Annotated in this window: 19 protein-coding genes and 1 pseudogene; 5 read left to right on the forward strand and 15 right to left on the reverse strand. The window is 59.3% G+C overall.

All coding sequences use genetic code 11. The features are described 5' to 3' along the window. Nucleotides 1–6 precede the first annotated feature (6 nt). Nucleotides 7–609 carry a glutathione S-transferase family protein gene (locus ACIPZ8_RS16755; protein ID WP_400725256.1) on the reverse strand — a complete coding sequence of 201 codons (603 nt, stop codon included), beginning with the start codon at nucleotides 607–609 and terminating at the stop codon, nucleotides 7–9. A gap of 146 nt (nucleotides 610–755) precedes the next feature. On the opposite strand from ACIPZ8_RS16755, the gene ACIPZ8_RS16760 reads away from it, so the two are divergent. Then, nucleotides 756–1,949, forward strand: a complete 1,194-nt coding sequence (locus ACIPZ8_RS16760; protein ID WP_400725258.1) for a benzoate/H(+) symporter BenE family transporter — start codon at nucleotides 756–758, stop codon at nucleotides 1,947–1,949. Between the two features lie 42 nt (nucleotides 1,950–1,991). Here the strand turns inward: ACIPZ8_RS16760 and ACIPZ8_RS16765 are convergent, their stop codons facing one another. From ACIPZ8_RS16765 to ACIPZ8_RS16775, 3 genes and pseudogenes are all read right to left on the reverse strand, one after another. Continuing rightward, nucleotides 1,992–2,873 (reverse strand): methyl-accepting chemotaxis protein, encoded by an 882-nt coding sequence (locus ACIPZ8_RS16765; protein ID WP_400725652.1) that lies wholly within the window; start codon nucleotides 2,871–2,873, stop codon nucleotides 1,992–1,994. Next, nucleotides 2,853–3,929 (reverse strand): annotated as a pseudogene (locus ACIPZ8_RS16770) (HAMP domain-containing protein); the annotation flags it as partial. The pseudogene ACIPZ8_RS16770 and the gene ACIPZ8_RS16765, both read right to left, overlap by 21 nt. Nucleotides 3,930–4,046: 117 nt before the next feature. Continuing rightward, entirely contained in the window at nucleotides 4,047–5,444 is a 1,398-nt protein-coding gene (locus tag ACIPZ8_RS16775) for a PLP-dependent aminotransferase family protein (protein WP_400725261.1), read from the reverse strand. A 150-nt stretch (nucleotides 5,445–5,594) separates the two neighbouring features. Here ACIPZ8_RS16775 and ACIPZ8_RS16780 point away from each other — a divergent pair, with 150 nt between their 5' ends. Continuing rightward, entirely contained in the window at nucleotides 5,595–6,755 is a 1,161-nt protein-coding gene (locus ACIPZ8_RS16780) for an MFS transporter (RefSeq protein ID WP_400725264.1), read from the forward strand. A 6-nt stretch (nucleotides 6,756–6,761) separates the two neighbouring features. On the opposite strand, the gene ACIPZ8_RS16785 is transcribed toward ACIPZ8_RS16780, so the two are convergent. From ACIPZ8_RS16785 to ACIPZ8_RS16795, 3 genes are all read right to left on the reverse strand, one after another. After that, the gene (locus tag ACIPZ8_RS16785; RefSeq protein WP_400725267.1) at nucleotides 6,762–7,715 is read right to left on the reverse strand and encodes a hypothetical protein; all 954 of its coding nucleotides are present in this window, start codon (nucleotides 7,713–7,715) and stop codon (nucleotides 6,762–6,764) included. After that, on the reverse strand, nucleotides 7,697–8,524 hold the full coding sequence (locus ACIPZ8_RS16790; protein ID WP_400725269.1) for a lipopolysaccharide biosynthesis protein: 828 nt from the start codon (nucleotides 8,522–8,524) through the stop codon (nucleotides 7,697–7,699). The genes ACIPZ8_RS16785 and ACIPZ8_RS16790 overlap by 19 nt, the downstream gene beginning before the upstream one ends. 112 nt (nucleotides 8,525–8,636) lie before the next feature. After that, nucleotides 8,637–9,398, reverse strand: coding sequence for an SDR family oxidoreductase (locus ACIPZ8_RS16795; RefSeq protein WP_400725272.1), 762 nt, complete (start codon nucleotides 9,396–9,398; stop codon nucleotides 8,637–8,639). A 172-nt stretch (nucleotides 9,399–9,570) separates the two neighbouring features. On the opposite strand from ACIPZ8_RS16795, the gene ACIPZ8_RS16800 reads away from it, so the two are divergent. Both ACIPZ8_RS16800 and kdsA read left to right on the forward strand, forming a co-directional pair. Beyond that, entirely contained in the window at nucleotides 9,571–10,572 is a 1,002-nt protein-coding gene (locus ACIPZ8_RS16800; protein ID WP_400725275.1) for an NADP-dependent oxidoreductase, read from the forward strand. A gap of 57 nt (nucleotides 10,573–10,629) precedes the next feature. Continuing rightward, a complete protein-coding gene (gene kdsA / locus ACIPZ8_RS16805) occupies nucleotides 10,630–11,472 on the forward strand; it encodes a 3-deoxy-8-phosphooctulonate synthase (protein ID WP_152959350.1) in 843 nt (280 codons plus the stop codon). Between the two features lie 63 nt (nucleotides 11,473–11,535). Here kdsA and pyrF read toward each other — a convergent pair whose 3' ends face one another. Beyond that, a complete protein-coding gene (gene pyrF, locus ACIPZ8_RS16810) occupies nucleotides 11,536–12,237 on the reverse strand; it encodes an orotidine-5'-phosphate decarboxylase (RefSeq protein WP_054886624.1) in 702 nt (233 codons plus the stop codon). 185 nt (nucleotides 12,238–12,422) lie between these two features. Here pyrF and ACIPZ8_RS16815 point away from each other — a divergent pair, with 185 nt between their 5' ends. Further along, a complete protein-coding gene (locus ACIPZ8_RS16815) occupies nucleotides 12,423–12,590 on the forward strand; it encodes a DUF2897 family protein (protein WP_400725279.1) in 168 nt (55 codons plus the stop codon). A gap of 59 nt (nucleotides 12,591–12,649) precedes the next feature. On the opposite strand, the gene ACIPZ8_RS16820 is transcribed toward ACIPZ8_RS16815, so the two are convergent. The 7 genes from ACIPZ8_RS16820 to ACIPZ8_RS16850 all read right to left on the reverse strand — a co-directional run bounded on the left by ACIPZ8_RS16820 (nucleotide 12,650) and on the right by ACIPZ8_RS16850 (nucleotide 20,838). Further along, entirely contained in the window at nucleotides 12,650–12,991 is a 342-nt protein-coding gene (locus tag ACIPZ8_RS16820) for a ComEA family DNA-binding protein (RefSeq protein WP_400725282.1), read from the reverse strand. Between the two features lie 143 nt (nucleotides 12,992–13,134). Further along, nucleotides 13,135–14,382, reverse strand: coding sequence for a glycosyltransferase family 4 protein (locus ACIPZ8_RS16825; RefSeq protein ID WP_400725285.1), 1,248 nt, complete (start codon nucleotides 14,380–14,382; stop codon nucleotides 13,135–13,137). Beyond that, nucleotides 14,379–15,581 (reverse strand): glycosyltransferase family 4 protein, encoded by a 1,203-nt coding sequence (locus ACIPZ8_RS16830; RefSeq protein ID WP_400725288.1) that lies wholly within the window; start codon nucleotides 15,579–15,581, stop codon nucleotides 14,379–14,381. Before ACIPZ8_RS16830 ends, ACIPZ8_RS16825 begins: the two co-directional genes overlap by 4 nt. A gap of 28 nt (nucleotides 15,582–15,609) precedes the next feature. Next, nucleotides 15,610–17,538 (reverse strand): asparagine synthase (glutamine-hydrolyzing), encoded by a 1,929-nt coding sequence (asnB, locus tag ACIPZ8_RS16835; RefSeq protein ID WP_400725291.1) that lies wholly within the window; start codon nucleotides 17,536–17,538, stop codon nucleotides 15,610–15,612. Nucleotides 17,539–17,599: 61 nt separating this feature from the next. After that, nucleotides 17,600–18,799: a glycosyltransferase gene (locus ACIPZ8_RS16840; RefSeq protein WP_400725294.1), complete on the reverse strand. Its 1,200-nt coding sequence runs from the start codon at nucleotides 18,797–18,799 to the stop codon at nucleotides 17,600–17,602. 36 nt (nucleotides 18,800–18,835) lie between these two features. Further along, nucleotides 18,836–19,792 carry a hypothetical protein gene (locus tag ACIPZ8_RS16845; RefSeq protein WP_400725297.1) on the reverse strand — a complete coding sequence of 319 codons (957 nt, stop codon included), beginning with the start codon at nucleotides 19,790–19,792 and terminating at the stop codon, nucleotides 18,836–18,838. Nucleotides 19,793–19,800: 8 nt separating this feature from the next. Then, a complete protein-coding gene (locus ACIPZ8_RS16850) occupies nucleotides 19,801–20,838 on the reverse strand; it encodes an acyltransferase (RefSeq protein WP_400725300.1) in 1,038 nt (345 codons plus the stop codon). Nucleotides 20,839–20,854: the final 16 nt, after the last annotated feature.

Consider the following 20,854-nt stretch of genomic DNA (forward strand, 5'->3'; position numbering starts at 1 on the left):
GCCAGCTCAGTCGACCATCGGCACATGCCGCGGATGGCTGGCCACCCGCCCAAGCCAGGCGCGCACTGCCGGGTAATCGGCCAGGTCGAACCCGCCCTGATGCGCCACATGGGTATAGGCATACAGCGCCACATCGGCGATCGAGTACTGGTCTCCGACCAGATACGGCGTCATCTGCAACTGCCGCTCCATCACCTTCAACGCCTTGTAACCGCCCTTGTGCAGCTTGCGGTATTCCTCCACGCGCTCGTCCGGCAGCCCCAGGTAGAACTGGATGAACCGCGCCACGGCAATGTACGGCTCATGGCTGTATTGCTCGAAGAACTGCCACTGCAACACCTGGGTCCGCAGGCGCGGCTCGCTGGGCAGGAACTCGCTGCCGTCGGCCAGGTAGTTGAGGATGGCGTTCGATTCCCACAGGCAGGTGCCGTCCTCGAGCTTGAGCACCGGCACCTTGCCGTTGGGGTTCATGGCCAGAAACTCAGGGGTTTCGGTCTCGCCCTTGAGGATATCCACCGCGTGCCATTCATACGGGCGGTCGAGCAGGCTGAGCATCAGCTTGACCTTGTAGCAGTTACCGGACTGGTAGTCGCCATACACCTTGAACATCGCCCATTCCCTCCCATGCAGTTGCGCATTCGTGCCCAATAGTTGGCGACTGTACGGCTAAAAGCAATGCCTGCTGTATGGCAAGGATCAATCCGCCCCGCGTTAGTCTGAAAAAAATGCTTACACATGGACAAGGACCCAACCCCATGACCGATGCCACCTCCGCACGCCTGCGGCCCCTGGCAGACACCTCCCCCTCGGCGGTGGTCGCCGGCTTCATCGCCATGCTCACCGGCTACACCAGCTCGCTGGTGCTGATGTTCCAGGCCGGCCAGGCAGCCGGCCTGACCAACGCGCAGATTTCTTCGTGGATCTGGGCACTGTCGATCGGCATGGCGGCGTGCAGCATCGGCCTGTCGCTGCGCTACCGCACCCCCATTACCGTGGCCTGGTCGACCCCCGGCGCGGCGCTGCTGATTACCAGCCTGGGCGGGGTCAGCTACGGCGAAGCCATCGGTGCCTACATCACCTGTGCGCTGCTGGTGCTGATCTGCGGCCTGACCGGCAGCTTCGAGCGCCTGGTCAAGCGCATCCCGGCATCACTGGCCTCGGCCTTGCTGGCCGGGATCCTGTTCAAGATCGGCAGCGAAATCTTCGTTGCCGCCCAGCACCGCACCCTGCTGGTCCTGGGCATGTTCTTCAGCTACCTGCTGGTCAAGCGCCTGTCGCCGCGCTACTGCGTACTGGCCGCCTTGCTGGTGGGCACGGCACTGTCCGGCGCCCTCGGCCTGCTGGACTTCAGTGGCTTCAAGCTGGAGGTGGCCACCCCGGTGTGGACCACGCCAAGCTTCTCGCTGGCCGCCACCATCAGCATCGGCATCCCGCTGTTCGTGGTGGCGATGACCTCGCAGAACATGCCTGGCGTGGCGGTGCTGCGCGCCGACGGCTACCAGGTGCCCGCCTCGCCGTTGATTTCAACGACGGGCCTGGCTTCGCTGCTGCTGGCGCCGTTCGGCTCGCATGGGGTCAACCTGGCGGCGATCAGTGCGGCGATCTGCACGGGGCCGCACGCCCATGAAGACCCGAGCAAGCGCTATACCGCGGCAGTGTGGTGCGGGCTTTTCTATGGCATTGCCGGCACGTTCGGCGCCACCCTGGCGGCCTTGTTCGCGGCACTGCCGAAGGAGCTGGTGCTGTCGATTGCGGCGTTGGCGCTGTTCGGCTCGATCATGAACGGACTGACCGTGGCCATGAGCGAGGGCAGGGAGCGCGAGGCGGCGCTGATCACCTTCATGGTGACGGCTTCGGGATTGACCCTGTTCTCGATCGGCTCGGCGTTCTGGGGAATCGTGGCGGGGGTGTTGACCTTGCTGATCCTCAACCCGCGCAAGGCCTTGTAGGAGCGGCCTTGTGTCGCGAAAGGGCGCTCCTACAAGAGATCTTCACAGCCTGAAATGGCCGACCATGCCTTTGAGGTCATTGCCCAGCTGTGCCAGTTCGATACTGGAGCGGGCATTGTCCTGCATCGCCAGCGCCGCCTGGTCGGCACTGCCGCGAATCTGCGTCACGCTGCGGCTGATTTCCTCGGCCACCGAACTCTGCTGCTCGGCCGCCGCCGCAATCTGCTGGTTCATCTGCTGAATCAACGATACCGCCACCGCGATGCTGCCCAGCGCGCTTTCGGTCTGCAGCGCATCCGCCACGGCCAGGCGCACCAGCTCGGTACTGCCGCGGATCTGCGCCACTGACTGCTGGGCATTGCCGCGCAGGCTGGCCACCAGGCGCTCGATTTCCTCGGTCGACTGCCGGGTACGCCGGGCCAGCGCCCGTACTTCGTCGGCCACCACCGCAAAACCACGCCCCTGCTCACCCGCCCGGGCCGCCTCGATGGCCGCGTTGAGCGCCAGCAGGTTGGTCTGCTCGGCGACACTCTTGATCACCGCCAGCACATCGCCAATGGTGTGGATCTCGGCACTCAGGCTGTCGATGCCGGCGCTGGCAGTGTCCGCGGCCGTCGCCAGCTGTTCGATGCGCTGCATGCTCTCGCGCACCACGCGCTGGCCGGCGTCGACCTTTTCATCGGCAGCCTGCGCCGCCTGTGCGGCTTCTTCGGCATTGCGCGCCACGTCGTGCACGGTGGCGGTCATCTGCTGCATGGCGGTGGCCACCTGCTCGGTCTCTTCCTTCTGGCTGCCGACTTCGCGATTGGTCTGCTCGGTCACCGCCGACAACGCCTGGGCGCTGCCAGCCAACTGCTCGATACCCTGCTGCAGGCCACTGACCACCCCGGACAACCCGGCGGCCATCTGCTGCATGGCCTGCATCAGCTGGCCGACTTCATCACTGCGCGCCGCCTCGTGCTCCAGGCTCAACTCGCCCGCGGCAATGCGCTGGGCACGGCCGATCACGCGCTTGAGCGGGCCGACCACGGCGCGGGTGATCAGCCAGGCGGCGAGCAGGCCCACCAACAATGCCAGCCCGGTGGCGAGGGCGATGGCCAGGCTGTTGCGCGCCAGTTCGGCCTGCATCGCCTGCTGATCGACGGCATAGGCCTGGTCGACCCGGCCCGTGACCTGCTCGGCTCGCGCCTGCAACTGCGCCTTGATGCCTTGCTCCTTGCCCAGCAGGTCGGTGTATTCATTGAGCTTGTCGGAGAAGCTGGCAATGTGCCCGGCCACCTCGCCGAGCACACTCTGGTAGCCCGCGTCACCGACGGCGGCTTTGAGCTGCTCCACCAACTGCGCCGCCTCGACCGTCTGGGCGATACGGCCTTGCTCGCCCTCTTCGCCCTTGCGGCTCTTGTCCAGGCGTACCCGCGCTTCATCCATGGCCTGCAGCATCAGCCGCGACACTTGCGCCACCTGGCCGGCCTGCTCAAGGAACTCGCCACCTTGCTGGCCCTGGGACTGCTTGAGCGTGTAGGTGGCATCGTCGGCCAGGCCGGACTGCAACACATCGAGGTTGTTGGCCACGCTGGACACCGACCAACTGGCCATGTCCAGCGCCAGCTCCTTGGCCTGTACCGCTTCGACGAAAGCTTCGAAGGCCTGGCCGTAAGCCGCCAGGTCAGCCTCGGCAGCCGCCAGCGCTGGCAAGCTGCGGGCGCGCTCGGCAAGGCTCTGCAGGCCGCTGCGCAAGGCCTCGGCCTCCTTGATGTCGGAGCGCAGGGCAAAGGCCTGCTCGTGCTGGCGCAGCCGCAGCAGGTCGGTATTGATCTGGCCCAGCTGGCGCAGGCCGTCGAAGCGCTGGCCAACGCTGTGCAGCGCCGCGATGCCGATGGCTGCCACCGCGACGGTCAGCAGCAACACCAGGGCAAACCCCAGGCCCAGTTTGCGGGCCATGCCCAGGTTGGCCAGAACACCGTGCCTGCTCGTCGCCATCGCCGATCCCCCTTCACCGTGCAAGGTTTTGCCAAGGGCCAAGCGTGGCAACCTTATCGCCCTAGTAACAAGAGGCTGGCGCCAAAATGGTGTCAAATCGCTATGAACGTGTCGCGATCAGCTAGCTGAAGGTCGCCTTGCGTGCTGAAGAAAGCCTTGGGCGCGGGTGTCCTGCCCGTAGGCGACATTGATCCGCAGCCAGTCGCTGCCGGCGCCCTGGTAGTCGAAGGCACTGCCCGGGGTCAGCAACACCGCATGCTCCAGCGCCAGGCGTTCGAGGCTGGCGAAGTCCCGCCCGGGCACCCGCGCCCAGACGAACATGCCGCCATACGGCTCGCAGAACACCTGCCAGCCGTACTGTTCCAGCTGCCCGAGCAGTTTGGCCATGTGCTGCCCCAGGCGCACTCGCAGGCGCTGGGCACTCTTGCGGTAGCTGCCGTTGGCCAGCATCTGCCCAACCACCTGCTCGGCAAAGCGCGAGGTGCCGATGCCACTGACCATCTTCAGTTCGGCCAGGCGCGCCACCAAGGGCGCATCGGCCACCAGGTAGCCGACCCGCAACGAACTGCTCAGGGTCTTGGAGAAACTGGCCAGGTAGATCACCCGCTGCTCGCTGTCGAGGGTGGCCAGGCGGGTGGCCGGGCCTTCCTGGAAGTCGGCGTAGATATCGTCCTCGATGATGCGCAGGTCGTATTCGCGGGCCAGCTCCAGCAGGCGATAGGCAACCTTGGGCGCGAGGCTGGTGCCCGTGGGGTTCTGGTACAGGCTGTTGGTGAACAGGCAACGCGGGTGGTGCTCGGCCAGCAAGCGCTCGAGCACTGCAAGGTCAGGGCCGGCAACCGTGCGCGGTACCGGCAGCATGCGCACCTGATGCTGGCGCAGCAGGTTGTACAGGTTGTAGTAGCCAGGGTTTTCTACCAGTACGGTGTCGCCGGGGCGCAGCAAGGTACGCACCAGCAGGTCGAGGCCATGGCTGGCACCTTGGGTGGTGAGGATGCGCTCGGGCCCGGCCGCGATGTCCAGCCGTGCCAGGCGCTTGTGCACGTGCTGGCGCAGGCTGGCCAGGCCCAGCGGCGGGCAGTAGTCGAACAGGTCCTGTGGATTGCCGCGGCTGACCTGGCGGATCGCCTGGGCCAGTTCGACGTCTGCGCGCCAGCTGTTCGGCAGCCAGCCGCAGCCGAGCTTGAGCAGTTCGTCATGGCCTTCGCGGAACTGGCGCCAGCTGCCATCACCCGCCTCGCCCCACACCGGCTGATGTTCGGCGGCGACGGTGGCTTTGCGCTCGGCGACGAAGAAGCCGGTGCCATGACGTGCCTCGAGCCAACCGCTGGCGACCAGACGGTCGTAGGCTTCGATCACGCAGGAGGCACTGACCGACTGATCACGGGCCAGGCTGCGGATCGAGGGCAGACGGGCACCAGGACGCAGGCGCTGCCGTTCGATCCAGGCTTGCAGATGGTCGGTGAGTTGCTGCACCAGCGGGGTGGGGCTTTGGCGGTCGAGGGTGAAGTGCATGGCGCTGAGTGTTTGCTGATTTTGAGCGAACAGTTAACCATAAATGCGGCCAAGGTGTGCCTTGTTGGGTATCTGGGCTGAGGGCAATGTCTCCTTTACCGGCCCCGCGAAAGGGCCGGTACTGACAACCCAAGAACCAGGACCACGCCCATGCCCTCGCACCACTCCCCCGCCCTGCTCGCCTTCGCCCTGTGCCTGATCACCCTGGCGGTCAACCTGCAGGCCCCGCTCTACATCACCTACGCCGACCTCTCCGGCCAGGGCGCCGGCGCCACCGCAGTGGCCTTCTCCGGTTACGTGCTGGGCGTGCTGCCGGTGTTGCTGGCCTTGGGCGGATTGGCCGACCGGGTCGGGCGACGGCCGCTGATCCTCACCGCGCTGGTGCTGTCGATGGTTGCCACCCTGCTCATGCTGTTTGCACCGAGCCTGCAGGCGCTGGGCGTGGCGCGCTTCTTCCTGGGCCTGGGAACCGGCCTGGCCTCAGCCACGGCAACCGCCTACATGACTGAGCTGATGGGCGCCGGCAGCAGTGCTCGTGCCGCCAACTGGGTCACCGCCAGCACTTCGCTGGGCTTTGGCCTGGGCGCGGCGCTGACTAGCCTGTACCTGCTGCGCGGCCCGAGCCTGACGCCCGGCAGCTTCCACTTGCAGTTGCTGCTGGGCGCAGTGGCTGTGCTGCTGGTGTGGCGCTTGCCCGACCCACGCCCGGCGCAGCGCAGTGCCATGGTGCGACTGCCCTGCTACCCCCGCGGCAGCGTGGTGTATGGCCTGGCCATCCTGCTGGCCTGGGCCTGCGTCGGGCTGGTGATCGCCCTGCTGCCCGGGATCCTGCGCCAGCACGGCTTGAGCACCTGGTCGGGGTTCTCGACGTTCTGCGTGATCAGCTGCGGCCTGCTGTTCCAGCCGCTGGCCAGGCGCATGTCAAGCCGCGCGGCCACCTTGCTGGGCATGGCGATCCTGCCGTGCAGCTATGCCTTGCTGGCCTGGGGCGCCGACAGCGGCCGCCTGTGGGCGGTGCTGAGCGGCGCGGTGGCAGCCAGCAGCGCCTGCTATGGGTTCATCTACCTCGGCGGGCTGACGGCGGTGAACGAACTGGCCGGAACCGAGAAGACACGCGCCAGTGCGGGGTTCTTCCTGCTGGCCTACCTGGGGTTCAGCGTGCCGGTGATCCTGACCGGGGTCATGAGCGACCGCCTGGGCTCGGGCGTGGCCTTGCTGGGGTTTGGCGGGGTGTTGCTGGTGGGTTGCGTGGCCGTTGCCGGGACGTTGCAAGGCACCCGGCAAAGCGTGCAACAAGCCAGCAGCCATTGAGCCGACTCAACCCCGAACAGCGTCCTCCAACAAGCGCTCCAGCAACCCCGCCGGGGTATGTCGGCGCAGGGCATCCGGCGCCACCCCTGGCGCCTTGCTGGCCAGGAACGCTTGCAGCTCGCGCTGCTCTTCTCCCAGCACATAGAAGCGGTCGGGATGGTAGAAGGCCGTGTCCCTGACCCGACGGTTATCGGTGATCAGCTGCTTGTCGAAGAACGCGGCCTCCAGCGGCCGCAAGGTCAGGCCAGCCTGGCCCGGCTGGTTGATCTCCACCAGCACATCGCAGGCCATGGCCCTGGCCAGGTTGGCCTCGTAAGGCAGCGCTGCGTCGACGTGGTAGCTGCCCGGTGCTTGGGTAGTGCCGTCCTTGACGATCTGGAAATCCAGCGCGCAACCCAGCCCGACCAGCTCCTGCGCCAGGGCCTGCAGGCGCCGGGCACGGCCTTTGTCGCGCCCGAGGAAGAAGCACAACGGCCCCTGCCTGCCAGCAGCACGCCCGGCGGTCGGTTGCCTGACGCTTTCGGGATCGAAAGGGAAAAACTGCTCCAGATGAACCATGCCCAGACGCTCGCATTGCACGGGGTCGTAGCTGTAGACACGATCGAACAGTGGCCGCATGCGTTCAACAAAGGCGGCATCGACCAGGTCCCGAATCAGTAGCACCCGCTGGCCAGGAAAACCCTGCACCAGATGCAGCTGGCGCCCACGTTTGAGCTGGCCCTCGTTACACACCAGCAGGTCGCTGGCAGTGGCCCGATTGGCGGCGCTGGCTCGCCTGCCCAGCCACCTCAGCAACGCCGGCGCACCACCCAGCGCCCGCGCCAGGCGCACACCCCGGCGAGCATAGCCAGGCAACTGGAACACCCGCACCGCGTGCGACTGCGCCAGGTTTTCGATCATGATCTGCTCATAACGGGCTTGCCAGCCGAGGAAGTAGACGGTCACGCGGGGTGGCTGCACAGCATGGCCTGGTGAACGTTGCCACGGATGATCGCCTGGGCCTGCTCGACGGTAATTTTGGGGATGACCGAATCCGGGATTTTTGACGTAGCCGACAGGTTGTAGACGGCAAAATGCTCATCGACCACACGGTCAGCCATCAGCTTCAGCGAGGGCAGGATGCGCCGCTCGTATGACTCATCCAGATGACAGCGAGAAGCCGCCTGGCCCGGGGTTTCATAAAAACGCCCCACGGCCTGGTCGAGGTCTACACCCACCAGGAAAACCTGATTGAAACCCAGGTGGCAGGCAATCTGCAGCGCCGCATAGGCCACCGTGCGCGCATCGAAAAACCCTTGTGAAAGGTCTTTGCTGAAACCCACGGAGCGCGACCGGTTACCCCAGAATGCGCGGCTGCGCACCACCTGCGGGTCGGGGTTGAAAAGCGAGTCACGAAGGCTTGAGCGGGCTGCCTTGGCCAGCGGGAAGATTTGCGCCTTGGTCGACGCCGGGAGTGCCCCGACTTCACTTGGCCAGATTGCCAGGCGCTGGCTAAGGCGTACCGCTTTTGCGTAGAGGTCAGGCTGCTGATGGGCAAAACCGGTGTCGGTGCACACGTAGAAGTACGGGCGCGGGCCGTGCTCCGGGAACATCGAGATCGCGCCGTTGAGCGTGATCATCGGCACATCCGCGAAGCGCTGTATCGGGAAGCCCTTGGCAGAGGCGCCCGACGCCACAATGAACACGGGCCCTTCGGCAATCCCGCGACAGGCCGAGAAATCCATGATCGAGGGATGCCGGGCAGGCTTGTTGCCACTGTCTGTTTCCACTGTAGCTCCCCAAAATTTGAGAAGTGGAAGTATAGACAGCCGAAAAACAATCCGCCTTTACACAACTTAACGTTCAACGTCAAGAGGTTAAGCAACGCACATCACCCTCGACTCAAATCGCGGTGGCCCCGCCATCCACCGCCAGGCTGTGCCCAGTGGTAAAGGCCGCCCCGTCACTGCACAGGTACAGCACCGCACTGGCAATTTCCTCGACCTTGCCGATCCGCCCGACCGGGTGCATCGCTGCGGCAAACTCGGCCTTGCGCGGGTCTGCCTCGTAGGCCCGGCGGAACATGTCGGTGTCGATCACCGCCGGGCATACGGCATTCACCCGAATGCCCTTCTTGGCATACTCGATGGCCGCCGATTTGGTCAGGCCGATCACCGCATGCTTGGAGGCAGCGTAGATGCTCATCTTCGGTGCCGCGCCCAGGCCCGCCACCGAGGCGGTGTTGACGATCGCACCACCGCCCTGGGCAAGCAGCAGCGGCAACTGGTACTTCATGCACAGCCACACGCCTTTGACGTTGACGCCCATGATCGCGTCGAACTCGGCTTCGCTGCCCTCGGCCAGGCGCCCTTGTTCGATTTCGATGCCGGCATTGTTGTAGGCGTAGTCCAGCCGGCCATAGGCCTCGATGGCGCGCTCATGCAGCTGGCGCACCTGGGCGTCCTGGGTCACGTCACAGGCCACGAACAGCGCTTCGCCACCCGCTTCGCGAATCAAGGCCACCGTGGCCTCGCCACCGACCGGGTCAAGATCGGCCACCACCACCTTCAGGCCCTCGCGGGCAAAGGCCAGTGCCGTGGCCCGGCCGATCCCTGCTGCACCGCCGGTGACCAAGGCTACCTGGCCGGAAAAGGTCATGCTCATCGTCTGCTCCTGAGGGTGATGGATGGACCCAGAGTCTAGTCAGCCCACCGCCCGGCTGGGCAGCATCATCAGGCCAGCGGTTGGGCTACCATGCTTACCAGTGATTTTGCGGACCAACCTGCATCAGCAGGTTAAATTGACCGCTGTGCCTCATCGCCCACAAGGACCTGCCATGACCCAGACCAACCGCCGCTTCCTGCTTGCCAAACGCCCGGTCGGCGCCGTGCGCCGTGACGATTTCACCTTCGAAACGGTACCCGCCGAAGCCCCCGCCGCCGGCCAGATCCAGGTGCGCAACCTGTACCTGTCGCTGGACCCGGCCATGCGCGGCTGGATGAACGAAGGCAAGTCCTACATCCCGCCTGTCGCCCTCGGCCAGGTGATGCGCGCCCTGGGCGTGGGCGAAGTGGTCGCCTCCAACCACCCGGACTACAAGCCCGGTGACCATGTCAGCGGCGCCCTCGGCGTGCAGGACTACTTCACCGGTGAACCCCAGGGCCTGCACAAGATCGACCCCAACCTCGCCCCCCTGCCCCGCTACCTCTCGGCGCTGGGCATGACCGGCATGACCGCCTACTTCGCCTTGCTCGAGGTCGGCCAGCCCAAGGCCGGCGACACCGTGGTGATTTCCGGTGCTGCCGGCGCGGTGGGCAGCATCGTCGGCCAGATCGCCAAGCTCAAAGGTTGCCATGTGGTCGGCATCGCCGGTGGCGCGCAGAAGTGCCAGTACCTCAAGGACGAACTAGGCTTTGACGGCGTGATCGACTACAAGGCCGAAGACGTGCTGGCCGGCCTGAAACGCGAATGCCCCAAGGGCATTGACGTGTACTTCGACAACGTCGGCGGCGAAATCCTCGACGCCGTGCTCACCCGCATCAACTTCAAGGCACGCATCGTCATCTGCGGCGCCATCAGCCAGTACAACAACAAGGAAGCCGTCAAAGGCCCGGCCAACTACCTGGCGCTGCTGGTGAACCGTGCACGCATGGAAGGCTTCGTGGTGATGGACCACGCCAAGGACTATGGCAAGGCCGCCCAGGAGATGGCCGGCTGGCTGGCCACGGGCAAGGTCAAGAGCAAGGAGGACGTGGTCGAGGGGCTGGAAACGTTCCCCGAGACCCTTCTCAAACTGTTCAGCGGCGAGAACTTCGGCAAGTTGGTGTTGAAGGTGTGAGTCTGTAAGATTGGCTATCGCCACTGAAACCAGTGACTGGGATTTGCAGAGTAGACCATGATCAAGATCACCCCCACCATCGAGTGCTCCAACACCGCCCCGTTCGTCCTCTTCGGCGGCATCAACGTGCTCGAGTCCGAGGACCTGGCCCTGACCGCCTGCGCCGAGTACGTCCGGGTTACCGAAAAACTGGGCATCCCTTACGTGTTCAAGGCCAGCTTCGACAAGGCCAACCGCTCCTCGATCCACTCCTACCGTGGCCCGGGCATGGAAGAAGGCCTGCGCATCTTCGAGAAGGTAAAGGCCGAGTTCGGCGTCCCGATCATCACCGACGTACACGAGATCTACCAGTGCGCGCCGGTGGCCGAAGTGGTCGATGTGCTGCAGCTTCCCGCGTTCCTGGCCCGCCAGACCGACCTGGTGGTGGCCCTGGCCAAGACTGGCAAGCCGGTCAACATCAAGAAGCCGCAGTTCCTCAGCCCGTCGCAGATGCAGAACATCGTGCACAAGTTCAAGGAAGCCGGTAACGACCAGCTGATCCTGTGCGACCGCGGCACCTGCATGGGCTACGACAACCTGGTGGTCGACATGCTGGGCTTTGGCGTGATGAAGCGCACCTGCGACAACCTACCGATCATCTTCGACGTGACCCACGCCCTGCAGAACCGTGATCCGTCTGGCGCTGCCTCCGGTGGCCGTCGCGAGCAGGTGGTCGACCTCGCCCGTGCCGGCATGGCGGTTGGCCTGGCCGGGCTGTTCCTGGAGGCTCACCCGAACCCGGACCAGGCCAAGTGCGATGGCCCGAGCGCCCTGCCGCTGGACAAGCTGGAGCCGTTCCTGGCGCAGATCAAGGCGCTGGATGACCTGATCAAGGGCTTCCAGCCGCTGGTTATTGCCTGATTCAAGGGCAATAAAAAAGGGCCGACATGCACTGCGCATGTCGGCCCTTTTTATTGGCAGATATCAGCCGCGGATTTCCGCCACTACGGCTGCCAGCGCCTGGGCCGGGTCTGCCGCCTGGCTGATCGGGCGACCGATCACCAGGTAGTCGGAACCAGCATCCAACGCTTGGCGCGGGGTGAGAATGCGGCGCTGGTCATCCTGGGCGCTGCCCGCAGGGCGAATGCCAGGCGTCACCAGTTGCAACGCCGGGTGTGCGGCCTTCAGCGCTGGCGCTTCCAGTGCCGAGCACACCAGGCCGTCCATGCCCGCCTTTTCGGCCAGCGCCGCCAGGCGCAGCACTTGCTCCTGCGGGTCCACGTCCAGGCCGATGCCGGCCAGGTCCTCACGCTCCATGCTGGTCAGCACGGTTACGCCGATCAGCAGCGGCTGCGGGCCGCTGCGCTTGGCCAGCTCTTCACGGCAGGCCGCCATCATGCGCAGGCCACCGGAGCAGTGGACGTTGACCATCCATACGCCCATTTCGGCAGCAGCCTTGACCGCCATGGCCGTGGTGTTGGGGATGTCGTGGAACTTGAGGTCGAGGAACACCTCGAAGCCCTTCGCGCACAGGGTTTCGACAATGCCCGAAGCGCTGCTGGTGAACAGTTCCTTGCCAACCTTTACCCGGCACAGGGCGGGGTCGAGCTGGTCGGCCAGCTTCAGGGCGGCGTCACGGGTAGGGAAATCCAGGGCGACGATCAGGGGCGTCTGGCAGGCGGACATGGTCGGGGTTCTCTTGGCAAGTCGTAAACGGCGCGCATTGTAAACGAAGTGGCACAGGCTTTGGGGCCCGCGGGTCAACGGAATTGGCCCGGCAAGGTGCGGCACCTATAATTGAACCAACGCAACCGGCAATTGTTCAATATTTGTACAAGCACTGCCCAATGACGCCGACAGGAGAATGCACGATGCCCTGGTATGCCTGGTTGATACTCATCATAGCCCTCGGCTCGATCATCGGCGGGCTGATGATGCTGCGCGATACGGCGAAAAAGCTGCCGCTGACTGAAGAGCAGCTGAGGAAGGTTCACGAGCGTAATGCCGAGGCCGACGCGAAGGATGCGCAAGAACGTTGAAGCCTTATCGCTTTGGGGTGAAACCGGTTGGCGCAATGCCAACCGGTAGGCCTACAGTGTTAATTGATCACCAATTTTTCCCGGTTGCGTTCCAGCAGAGCTTTGCCGATCCCCTTGATTTCCAGAAGTTCATCTATCGAAGCGAAAGGGCCATTGGCTTCCCTATAGGCGACGATCGCTTCGGCCTTGGCTTTGCCTATACCGTTCAGGGCCTGTTGTAGCGTTAGGGCATCTGCGTCGTTCAGGTCGATCTTCCGTGGCTGCAGTTGTGCCCCCCCCTGCACCTCTTTTGCCGCGCTGATTGATGCTGGCTCAGCCAGAGACGCCGGGGCCGCGTTCAGCGTGAAAGGAAGGGATGCGAAGAGCGGGAGCAGCAGGTAGGACAGGACGGTATTACGCATGTTTGGCTCCATGTAAGGTTGAGTGGCAGCTATTCCTTGGCTGCAACTGAACTTTAGCCTTCCCTCAAAGAGCCGCAAGCCGGTACGTGCCAGTCATTTATTACCAAATCATGCAGAACCAGGAGCCATCATCTTAAAATCACTCAAGCAACATCTTGAATATTGGATTTCGAAGCCACCTCAATTAGCAAACTTTCCATGGCTTCACGACTCTTACTGGCTTCAAAATTTTTCAAAACGTGGGCTGCACCATTCGCACCCATCTGCCGTCGGCGTGGCTCATCATCCATTAGCTCTTGAATAAGCACAGCTAGCTGCCTTTCATCATTTGGTGCAAATACCACTCCCGCTTCGGCCGTCTCGACAATTTGCGCAGCCTCCCCGCGAACGCCACACAAGACTGGCTTCCCGCAGGCCATGTAATCAAGCAATTTTGTAGGGATAGCGCCTTCAAAAAGCGGAATATCCTGTAATGTGACCAAACAAATATCAGCCGCACTTATGCATTGCCTTACCTCACTTTTCGCAACAGGCTCCCAACACTGAACATGGGTCATGCCCGAATCTGCTATACGCTTTTTTATCTCAGCGCGCCTCATACCGTCACCCACCAAGAGAAACAACAGATTACTGTCTCGAGACAGAAATGCTGCATTTAGAATGACATCGAGATTGTTGGCCTCCCCCATGGCCCCCATATAAAGCACAATCCGACGGTCCTCCAGGCCATACTTACGACGTAACGCAAAGCCCGCATCGTCATCGGGATAGAGCATGTCACTTTCTACTCCACAAGTAATGACCTGCAGCCGGCTAGCAGGCCAACCCCGACGTTGAATGTCATTTTTAATACCGTGAGTCAAGGTAACGATTCGCCGCGCCTGATTGTAAAGCAGACGTTCCATCCACAGCATGATCGAAATCAAGTATTTATTGCGTAATATACCCATCTGAACAGCGGACTCCGGCCATAAATCGCGCACTTCCAGAACCATGGGAATACTACGAATCTTGCATACGAGCCACACCGTAAACATCGGAAAGATGGGAGGTGATGATGCAAGCACTACATCTGGCTTGCTGATTTTCAATAGACCGAATGGAGCCGTAATGGAGAACGAGAGAAAGCTGATCAGTCGCCCAATGTAACTGCGGTGCAATTGAGTGTAGGTAAATGTTCGAATCACCGTCACCCGCCCCTCAAACTCCTTGCGGAACAGTCGCTTGTACCAGGGCAAAGCGGGCTGTTGGCTACTCATGTATCCGGTCTCACCTGAAACCACAGAGACTTCATGGCCATTTTCAGCCAGTTGCTGAGTAAGTTCATAAACCAGCGAGTGCCCAGGCGCTGAGTGCCCCTGGTAATACTGATAAACTACAGCAACCTTCATTTCAGTTCCTCGTAGATCTGCTTCAAGCGCTCACCTTCCCTTTGCCAACTGAGCGTTTCACGAACCGTCAGCAAGTTATCCCTCCATGCCTGCAACTGATCCGCATTCTGAAACATTGCCGTGATTGCACTAGCCATTTTCTCCGGCGTGTCCAATGACTCCACCCGCCCAATAGCATTGCCCGCAACGAGGCGTCGTAGCTCAGGTAGATCACTTGCTAGTATCGGAAGCCCGGCTGAAATAAACTCGAACAGCTTGTTCGGAGTGCAATAATAGTTATTGAGGCAAATTGCTTGGTATGGAATGACCCCAGCATCAGCAGCAGTCGTGACCTCCAACAGTTGAGCCTGCGGCACGGCCGGATGGAAATGCACTCGTGAGCCCACCCTTTTTTTTGTGGTCAACCGCTGCAATCTTTCCGACAGTTGCCCTTCTCCCAAAAACACAAGATGGATTCGTGGATCACTGACATATGCCATTGCCTGGACCAGCTCTTCAAGATTTCGACCTGCCGAGAACCCCCCCTGAAAAAGCAGAACGAAGTGGTCACGCGGGATAGCAAAGCGCTCGTGTAAGTACCAGGAGCGCGCCCCTAATGGGCAGATGCGTTCAGCATTATGGATGACAGCGACTTCCGAAATCGCATAGCGAGACTCCAACTCATGAGCAATCGATGGATTGACCGTGATTACCCGCTTGCAGCTCCGCACGTGCCGCCTCTCAATGTCTGCCCAACTACGTTGCTCTCCAGGCGTAAACTCTTGCTCACTAAAAAGCTCATGACTGTCATAAACAAGGGCTGCATTGAACTCTTCAGCCAACGCCCTTCCAACCGCCAACATAGGTAAATCATGAGCTACGACAACATCTGCAACATGGCGCCTGCCATCCGCCATGAACAAATTCATGTAAAAGCGCTCTTGGTCGATCACGAAACGCCACGCAAAAGACTTGATTTTACGCATGAAGAAACCATTCATCGGCATCAAACTTCGCGCTAATCGGTAAATTTGCAGAATGCGATTTTCTTTGCGTGCTTGCGTCTCGACCAACGCGCCAATTCTTTGAATCCGCTCATCTTCATGAGTGACACGTTTGTCTAGCGGCATTGCCAGAATAGTGACCTGCCAGCCAGCCTCCTGCAGGCTATCTGCCTGCAGGAGGATTCTCCGGTCTATCTGCCGGTCATTGCTGAGCATCAGAACCCGACGGCGGGCCCCAGCGGAATTAGATACCACTTGGCTTCAGATCCCGGTCAATGAAAATACGATGCCACAACTCCAGGCTAAGCAGGCCCCATACGACGCGACCAAATTCTCGCTCATTACCCAGCATTTTCTCCACGACATCCAGGTTGTACAGACCTCGCCGACGAGCTTGATCCGACAACAAAGTATCGCGCACGAAGTCACGGGCAACGCCCTTGGTCCATTGCGTCAACGGTGTAGGGAAGCCCATCTTATCTTTGCGTTCACTAATTGCTTTGGGAACTGCGCTCTTGATGGATTCTTTGAATAAGTGCTTCATTCGGCCACCAGCGAATTTAATGTTCGGTGGAATTGTCGCCATGAACTCAACGATACGGTGATCGAGCAAGGGTACCCGCGACTCGATGGAAGCAGCCATACTGGTGCGATCTTCAACATGAAGCAAAGCTGGCAATGATCCCTTCAAGTCGAAGTAGGTCATTTGATTGACCAGCGAATGTAGTTCGCCACGGTTAAAAATACGCTGGAACGATGCGAAAGAAGAATATCCGCCATCACTGAGCAGCGCATCCTGATTAAACAACTGACTCATGCCTTCGCTACGATCTACCAAGCTGAAGTAGCGCTGATCGTGTGGACCGAACAGACCGTTTTTCCACAGCCCCTGCAACATAGGTTGATAAGTTGCTAGCAGTGGTAAGTTGGGGACAATGGACTCCAATGATACAGCGAAACGACTTTGATTAGCCGTCTGATAAATCGCACCCGACAAGCATTTTTCGAGATACGCCGCCATGTAACGGGCATAGCCAACGAAAAGCTCATCGCCACCTTGGCCTCCCATCACGACCTTGACATGCTCGCTGGCCAGCTGAGAGACATAATATTGTGGGATTACGCCTGGACCTGCCAAGGGCTCATCCATGTAATACATCAGGCGTGGCAGCACCTCGGGTAACTCATGACCCGCCGGGATATAAATCTCATTGTAAGCAGTACCGGCGAACCTGGAGACCTCTTTTGCATACCCCGTTTCATCGAATTGCGGACCTTCATTGAATGCGCCAGTGAACGTCTTGAGCTGCTCGCCCTTCAACATTCTAGAAGCCAGGCAGACGACCGCACTTGAATCCAGACCACCCGACAAATGAGCCCCAAGTGGCACATCCGAGCGCAGGTGCAGGCGAATGGAATCGTCGATCAGACCCGCAAGGGTATCGATGAAGTAGCGCTCATCATGGGACTCATCGATGTTGTAATGTAGATCCCAATACTGTCGAATCTTGACGTCGAGTTTATCGCCCACATACTGGACAGACAGGCTATGCCCTGGTTCCAATTTCTGGATGCCCTTGAACAGGGTCTTATCATCTAGGCAAAACTGGAAAGTCAAATAGTCCTGCAGGCCTTCGGCCGAAGCTTGTGCGCGGATGGAATCATCCGCGAGAATTGCCTTGATTTCGGACGCAAACAACAGCCGCTGGCCGTCGAAACTGTAGTAGAAAGGCTTGATCCCAATGCGATCACGGGCACAGAACAGCTTCTGCTCATGGCGGTCCCAGATAGCAAAAGCGAACATACCGACCAATCGGTCGACGAACGACTCTCCCCACTCACGGTACGCGTAAAGCAACACCTCGGTATCCGAATAGCTGTGTAGGGGATGCCCCTTGCTAATCAGCTCGCGGCGCAACTCGAGATAGTTGTAGATAGCACCATTGAAAACGACTGTGTAGCGACCATCTTCCGTGGTCATAGGCTGTTTGCCATGCTCCGGGTCGATGATCGCCAAACGCCGGTGCCCCAAAGCTACAGGCCGCGCAACATCCTGCCACAATCCTTCGCCATCCGGACCGCGGTGGCGGATCGCATCCATCATGTTCAGAGCCGCATGTTTCATCGCCTCAGGCGCGCCTGACAGCGTAACTATCCCTGCAATACCACACATACAAAATCCAGCCTAATTCTCGAAGTCCGATGTAAACCTGCCCCTGGTTGATCAGTCAGAATCAACCAACGACTCCTTTATAGATCCCCAACAGTTTCTCGGATTCAACTTCCCAGTTCATGGTGCCGCGGGCCTTCCGTGCCCCTTCCTTCAACGCAGCCAACCGCGTGGAATCAGAAAACAGTGAGTTCACAGTCTCAGCAATGGAGGTAGATGAACTCAGATCAGCTAGCAATCCATTACCATAAGTCCTAACAACGTCACTCAAGAATGGAAGATCGTTGCAAACAAACGGCAGCTCGGCAATTGCAAACTCAAATAGCTTGTTGGGGCTGCAGAAGAAGTTATTCTCATCAACACCGTGATATGGGATTACTCCCAAATCAGCATCACACGTTAACTCATGCAACTCGGCAGATGGAACACCGCCATAGAAGAGCACGCGAGACTGCAAACCCTTTTGAGCAACCTGCTTCTTAAGTGCATCTTCGTAGGCGCCATAACCGACAATCACCAGATAGATGTTGTCCTGAAATTTTTCCGCCGCATCAACAAGACGTTCAATCCCTCGATTGTCAGATATCCAACCTTGATAGAGAAGAATATTGGCATCAACGGGCAGGTTAAATCGGTTGCGCAGCAATGAGGTAGCCTTCATCGGCGCAAGCGGTGCTGCATTGAGGATGACATGAGGAGCCTTGACCTCATAGCGATCTGCCATGAGCTGGGCAATATACGGATTAACCGTGATTGCAGCATCAACCTCCTTGATCAGCGCTGCTTCTTTTCTCTTGTACTTATCCTGCACCTCTTTCGGTAACTGTACCTGGGCGTAATACAGCTCATGCGCATCGTAAATCAATGGTACTTTACGAAGTTTGGCAATTTCTACAGCTGGGGCCAACATTGGGAAATCATGAACATGCAGGACATCTACCTGATACTCAGTCATTCGATCATAGATAAATTGCTCGAAGCTGCTCAGCTTGGACACTCGGTTGGCCCAGGCACGGAACAAGCGCCACGCCCAGCCGTAAGCTTTTGAGCCAGGCTCAAGACCATACCGACGGGCAAGCGGCGGAAAACGTGAGTCCCCCCAGTCGTATACAAAACGCTCGATCTTGATACCATCCTGAACATAGGACTCTCGTTGAGGGCACTCAAAACCCGCCAACAACGTTACTTGGTGCCCTTGGTCGACGAGGGTTTTGGCTTCCTGCAAAATCCGCCGATCAATCATAAGATGATCAGCAGTTGTCATCAAAATATTCATATTACCCGAGTACACCCCAGCCAATTATCGGCAAGAAGAAAAATCCATGTTCTGGAAAAGCTTGGCGGGTTTGTATGTGGCCACGCCAATCTGACCACCCTGCTCAAAACCATGCCCTTCGATGCCGTTGTAGTAAACTTTGGAGTTAGTTTCAGAGAAAAACATGCCGTACTTCAAGCGATCCCACGAAGTGTCCCCTTCAAGGTTAGTCCTGAGAATCGGTTCCCCAGGAATAGCTGCAAGCTCGCCTGACGCGTTAAAGCAGAGTGGCAGCCAGGTATCCGCTGCCTCTACAATTACAATGGGAATTTCCTGCCAGTGGAGGAGGCCTAAGGTGTAAATTCCTTGCTGCGGTGTATAGACAACCCTACTCTGGAGTGGCTTACCATCCTTATTGAGCTCAACGGCCTTGATGACATTCAAGTCGCCACTGGCAACGGTGTACAACAATGTCTCTCGATCACCTTCCGAAATGACGATGGGATCAAGGCCGGACTCTTGGATTATGCGCTCTGGTGCTCCCCATGCAAAACCATTTGCACTGGTTGATTTATAGATGCCTGTATAACCTGAGGTGATACTATCACCTGCAGCGAAATACATCTCATAGCTGCTGGATTTTTCCGAAGCCACATTTCTCACGAAGGGAAAAGCATAGCCACCAGCAAATGCGAGCTTGGACTCATCAAAAATGTTGCCCTGCTTCACAAAAGTCTCGCCATCGGACGTTGTTGCCATCTCGATCCGCCAACGACGATCGTCACCATATGCGGAGTACAGCATGTAATGAGTACTGCCCGCGGCATAAACTGAAGGATATTCAACATGCAGCGAATCCTGACTGCCTGGCTGAAGCTTGATAACCGGCTCGCTCATCCAGTCAAAAGGCCCTTGATTAAAAGCACCTGATTTGTACGCAACGCCCAGACCTGCTGCTGCCAGTGCCAGCACCCCAACAGCAACCTTACTGCTCTGCTTCATACAAGACCTTAGAAATATTTTTTCACAAAATTGATTTTTCGCAACAACCAAGCAGCAGCTAATGATACTGCAAAGGTCAACACAACTGTCATTGGAACTTCGACAACCGGGCGCATTAACTCAGGCGAAATCTTTCCGTATTGAGATCGCAAACACTCCATCACCATCGGGTGCAATATATAGACCAACAATGTCAAGGGCGCTGCCGCACGGATAAAGCGAGCGTTGACCATATGCGAATACTTCAGTGCCATTCCCCACACACCAATTGCCATAGCAAAAACGGTCGGGCTGAAGTAGCTGTAGAAATACAATTTCCAAATATAGTTGTTACCCATCGTGTAGGCCAACGCCTGCGTACCGCCTACGGTGACAACGTAGCCACCTATGAGAATCCACGCATAAGGAAGCGCAGGCTTGTATCTGTACAGATAATAACCAAGCAGATAGTAACTTATATACCACCACGAGAAAGTGGCGCCGTTGGGTGTATAGGTACGCGAAAAACTACTCCACGCAAATACAATCATCGTCAGCATGCACGTTACTATCACCACGTTGCGCAACTCGACTTCCGGCATGTCGACCACCACGCGCGACAGAGCTGGCGCGATAAAGTAAAGGCCAATAATCAAGTAGAAAAAATGCAAGTGGTAGTAAGGTTGTCCCAAGATCAGCGAGCGCAAGAACGCATCCCACACGAAGCTACCCTGAAATAACTTCATCCAGAGCCCATAGATAAGAGTGGAAACTGCTAGCACTCCGAGCATGCGCGGAATCCGTGAGCTCAACATTACCTGATAGGTAGTCTTCACATTTCCCAGGATCAAAACGGCGCTAAGCATGACAAAAACCGGCACGCACCAATGCGTGAGCGAACTCACAGCGTTACCCAATAACCAGCCCCACGGACTCAATTCGCTTTGCATATATATCGGCCTTGCCGACACATGCAACAGCACAACGGCAAAACAAGAAACCACACGAACGAAGTCCAACCTCGCATCATGCGCAAGCGCAGGATTCTTTAGCGATAACGCTGTCATTCAGACCATCCACCCT

This window comes from Pseudomonas sp. NPDC089422 (assembly GCF_044749405.1).
Taxonomy (GTDB): domain Bacteria; phylum Pseudomonadota; class Gammaproteobacteria; order Pseudomonadales; family Pseudomonadaceae; genus Aquipseudomonas.

Coding starts and splice junctions, on each gene's coding strand:
- ACIPZ8_RS16755 (WP_400725256.1), bottom strand. CDS start 609: ATGTTCAAGGTGTATGGCGACTACCAGTCCGGTAACTGCTACAAGGTC.
- ACIPZ8_RS16760 (WP_400725258.1), top strand. CDS start 756: ATGACCGATGCCACCTCCGCACGCCTGCGGCCCCTGGCAGACACCTCC.
- ACIPZ8_RS16765 (WP_400725652.1), bottom strand. CDS start 2,873: ATGCAGGCCATGCAGCAGATGGCCGCCGGGTTGTCCGGGGTGGTCAGT.
- ACIPZ8_RS16775 (WP_400725261.1), bottom strand. CDS start 5,444: ATGCACTTCACCCTCGACCGCCAAAGCCCCACCCCGCTGGTGCAGCAA.
- ACIPZ8_RS16780 (WP_400725264.1), top strand. CDS start 5,595: ATGCCCTCGCACCACTCCCCCGCCCTGCTCGCCTTCGCCCTGTGCCTG.
- ACIPZ8_RS16795 (WP_400725272.1), bottom strand. CDS start 9,398: ATGAGCATGACCTTTTCCGGCCAGGTAGCCTTGGTCACCGGCGGTGCA.
- ACIPZ8_RS16800 (WP_400725275.1), top strand. CDS start 9,571: ATGACCCAGACCAACCGCCGCTTCCTGCTTGCCAAACGCCCGGTCGGC.
- kdsA (WP_152959350.1), top strand. CDS start 10,630: ATGATCAAGATCACCCCCACCATCGAGTGCTCCAACACCGCCCCGTTC.
- pyrF (WP_054886624.1), bottom strand. CDS start 12,237: ATGTCCGCCTGCCAGACGCCCCTGATCGTCGCCCTGGATTTCCCTACC.
- ACIPZ8_RS16815 (WP_400725279.1), top strand. CDS start 12,423: ATGCCCTGGTATGCCTGGTTGATACTCATCATAGCCCTCGGCTCGATC.
- ACIPZ8_RS16820 (WP_400725282.1), bottom strand. CDS start 12,991: ATGCGTAATACCGTCCTGTCCTACCTGCTGCTCCCGCTCTTCGCATCC.
- ACIPZ8_RS16825 (WP_400725285.1), bottom strand. CDS start 14,382: ATGAAGGTTGCTGTAGTTTATCAGTATTACCAGGGGCACTCAGCGCCT.
- ACIPZ8_RS16830 (WP_400725288.1), bottom strand. CDS start 15,581: ATGCTCAGCAATGACCGGCAGATAGACCGGAGAATCCTCCTGCAGGCA.
- asnB (WP_400725291.1), bottom strand. CDS start 17,538: ATGTGTGGTATTGCAGGGATAGTTACGCTGTCAGGCGCGCCTGAGGCG.
- ACIPZ8_RS16840 (WP_400725294.1), bottom strand. CDS start 18,799: ATGACAACTGCTGATCATCTTATGATTGATCGGCGGATTTTGCAGGAA.
- ACIPZ8_RS16845 (WP_400725297.1), bottom strand. CDS start 19,792: ATGAAGCAGAGCAGTAAGGTTGCTGTTGGGGTGCTGGCACTGGCAGCA.
- ACIPZ8_RS16850 (WP_400725300.1), bottom strand. CDS start 20,838: ATGACAGCGTTATCGCTAAAGAATCCTGCGCTTGCGCATGATGCGAGG.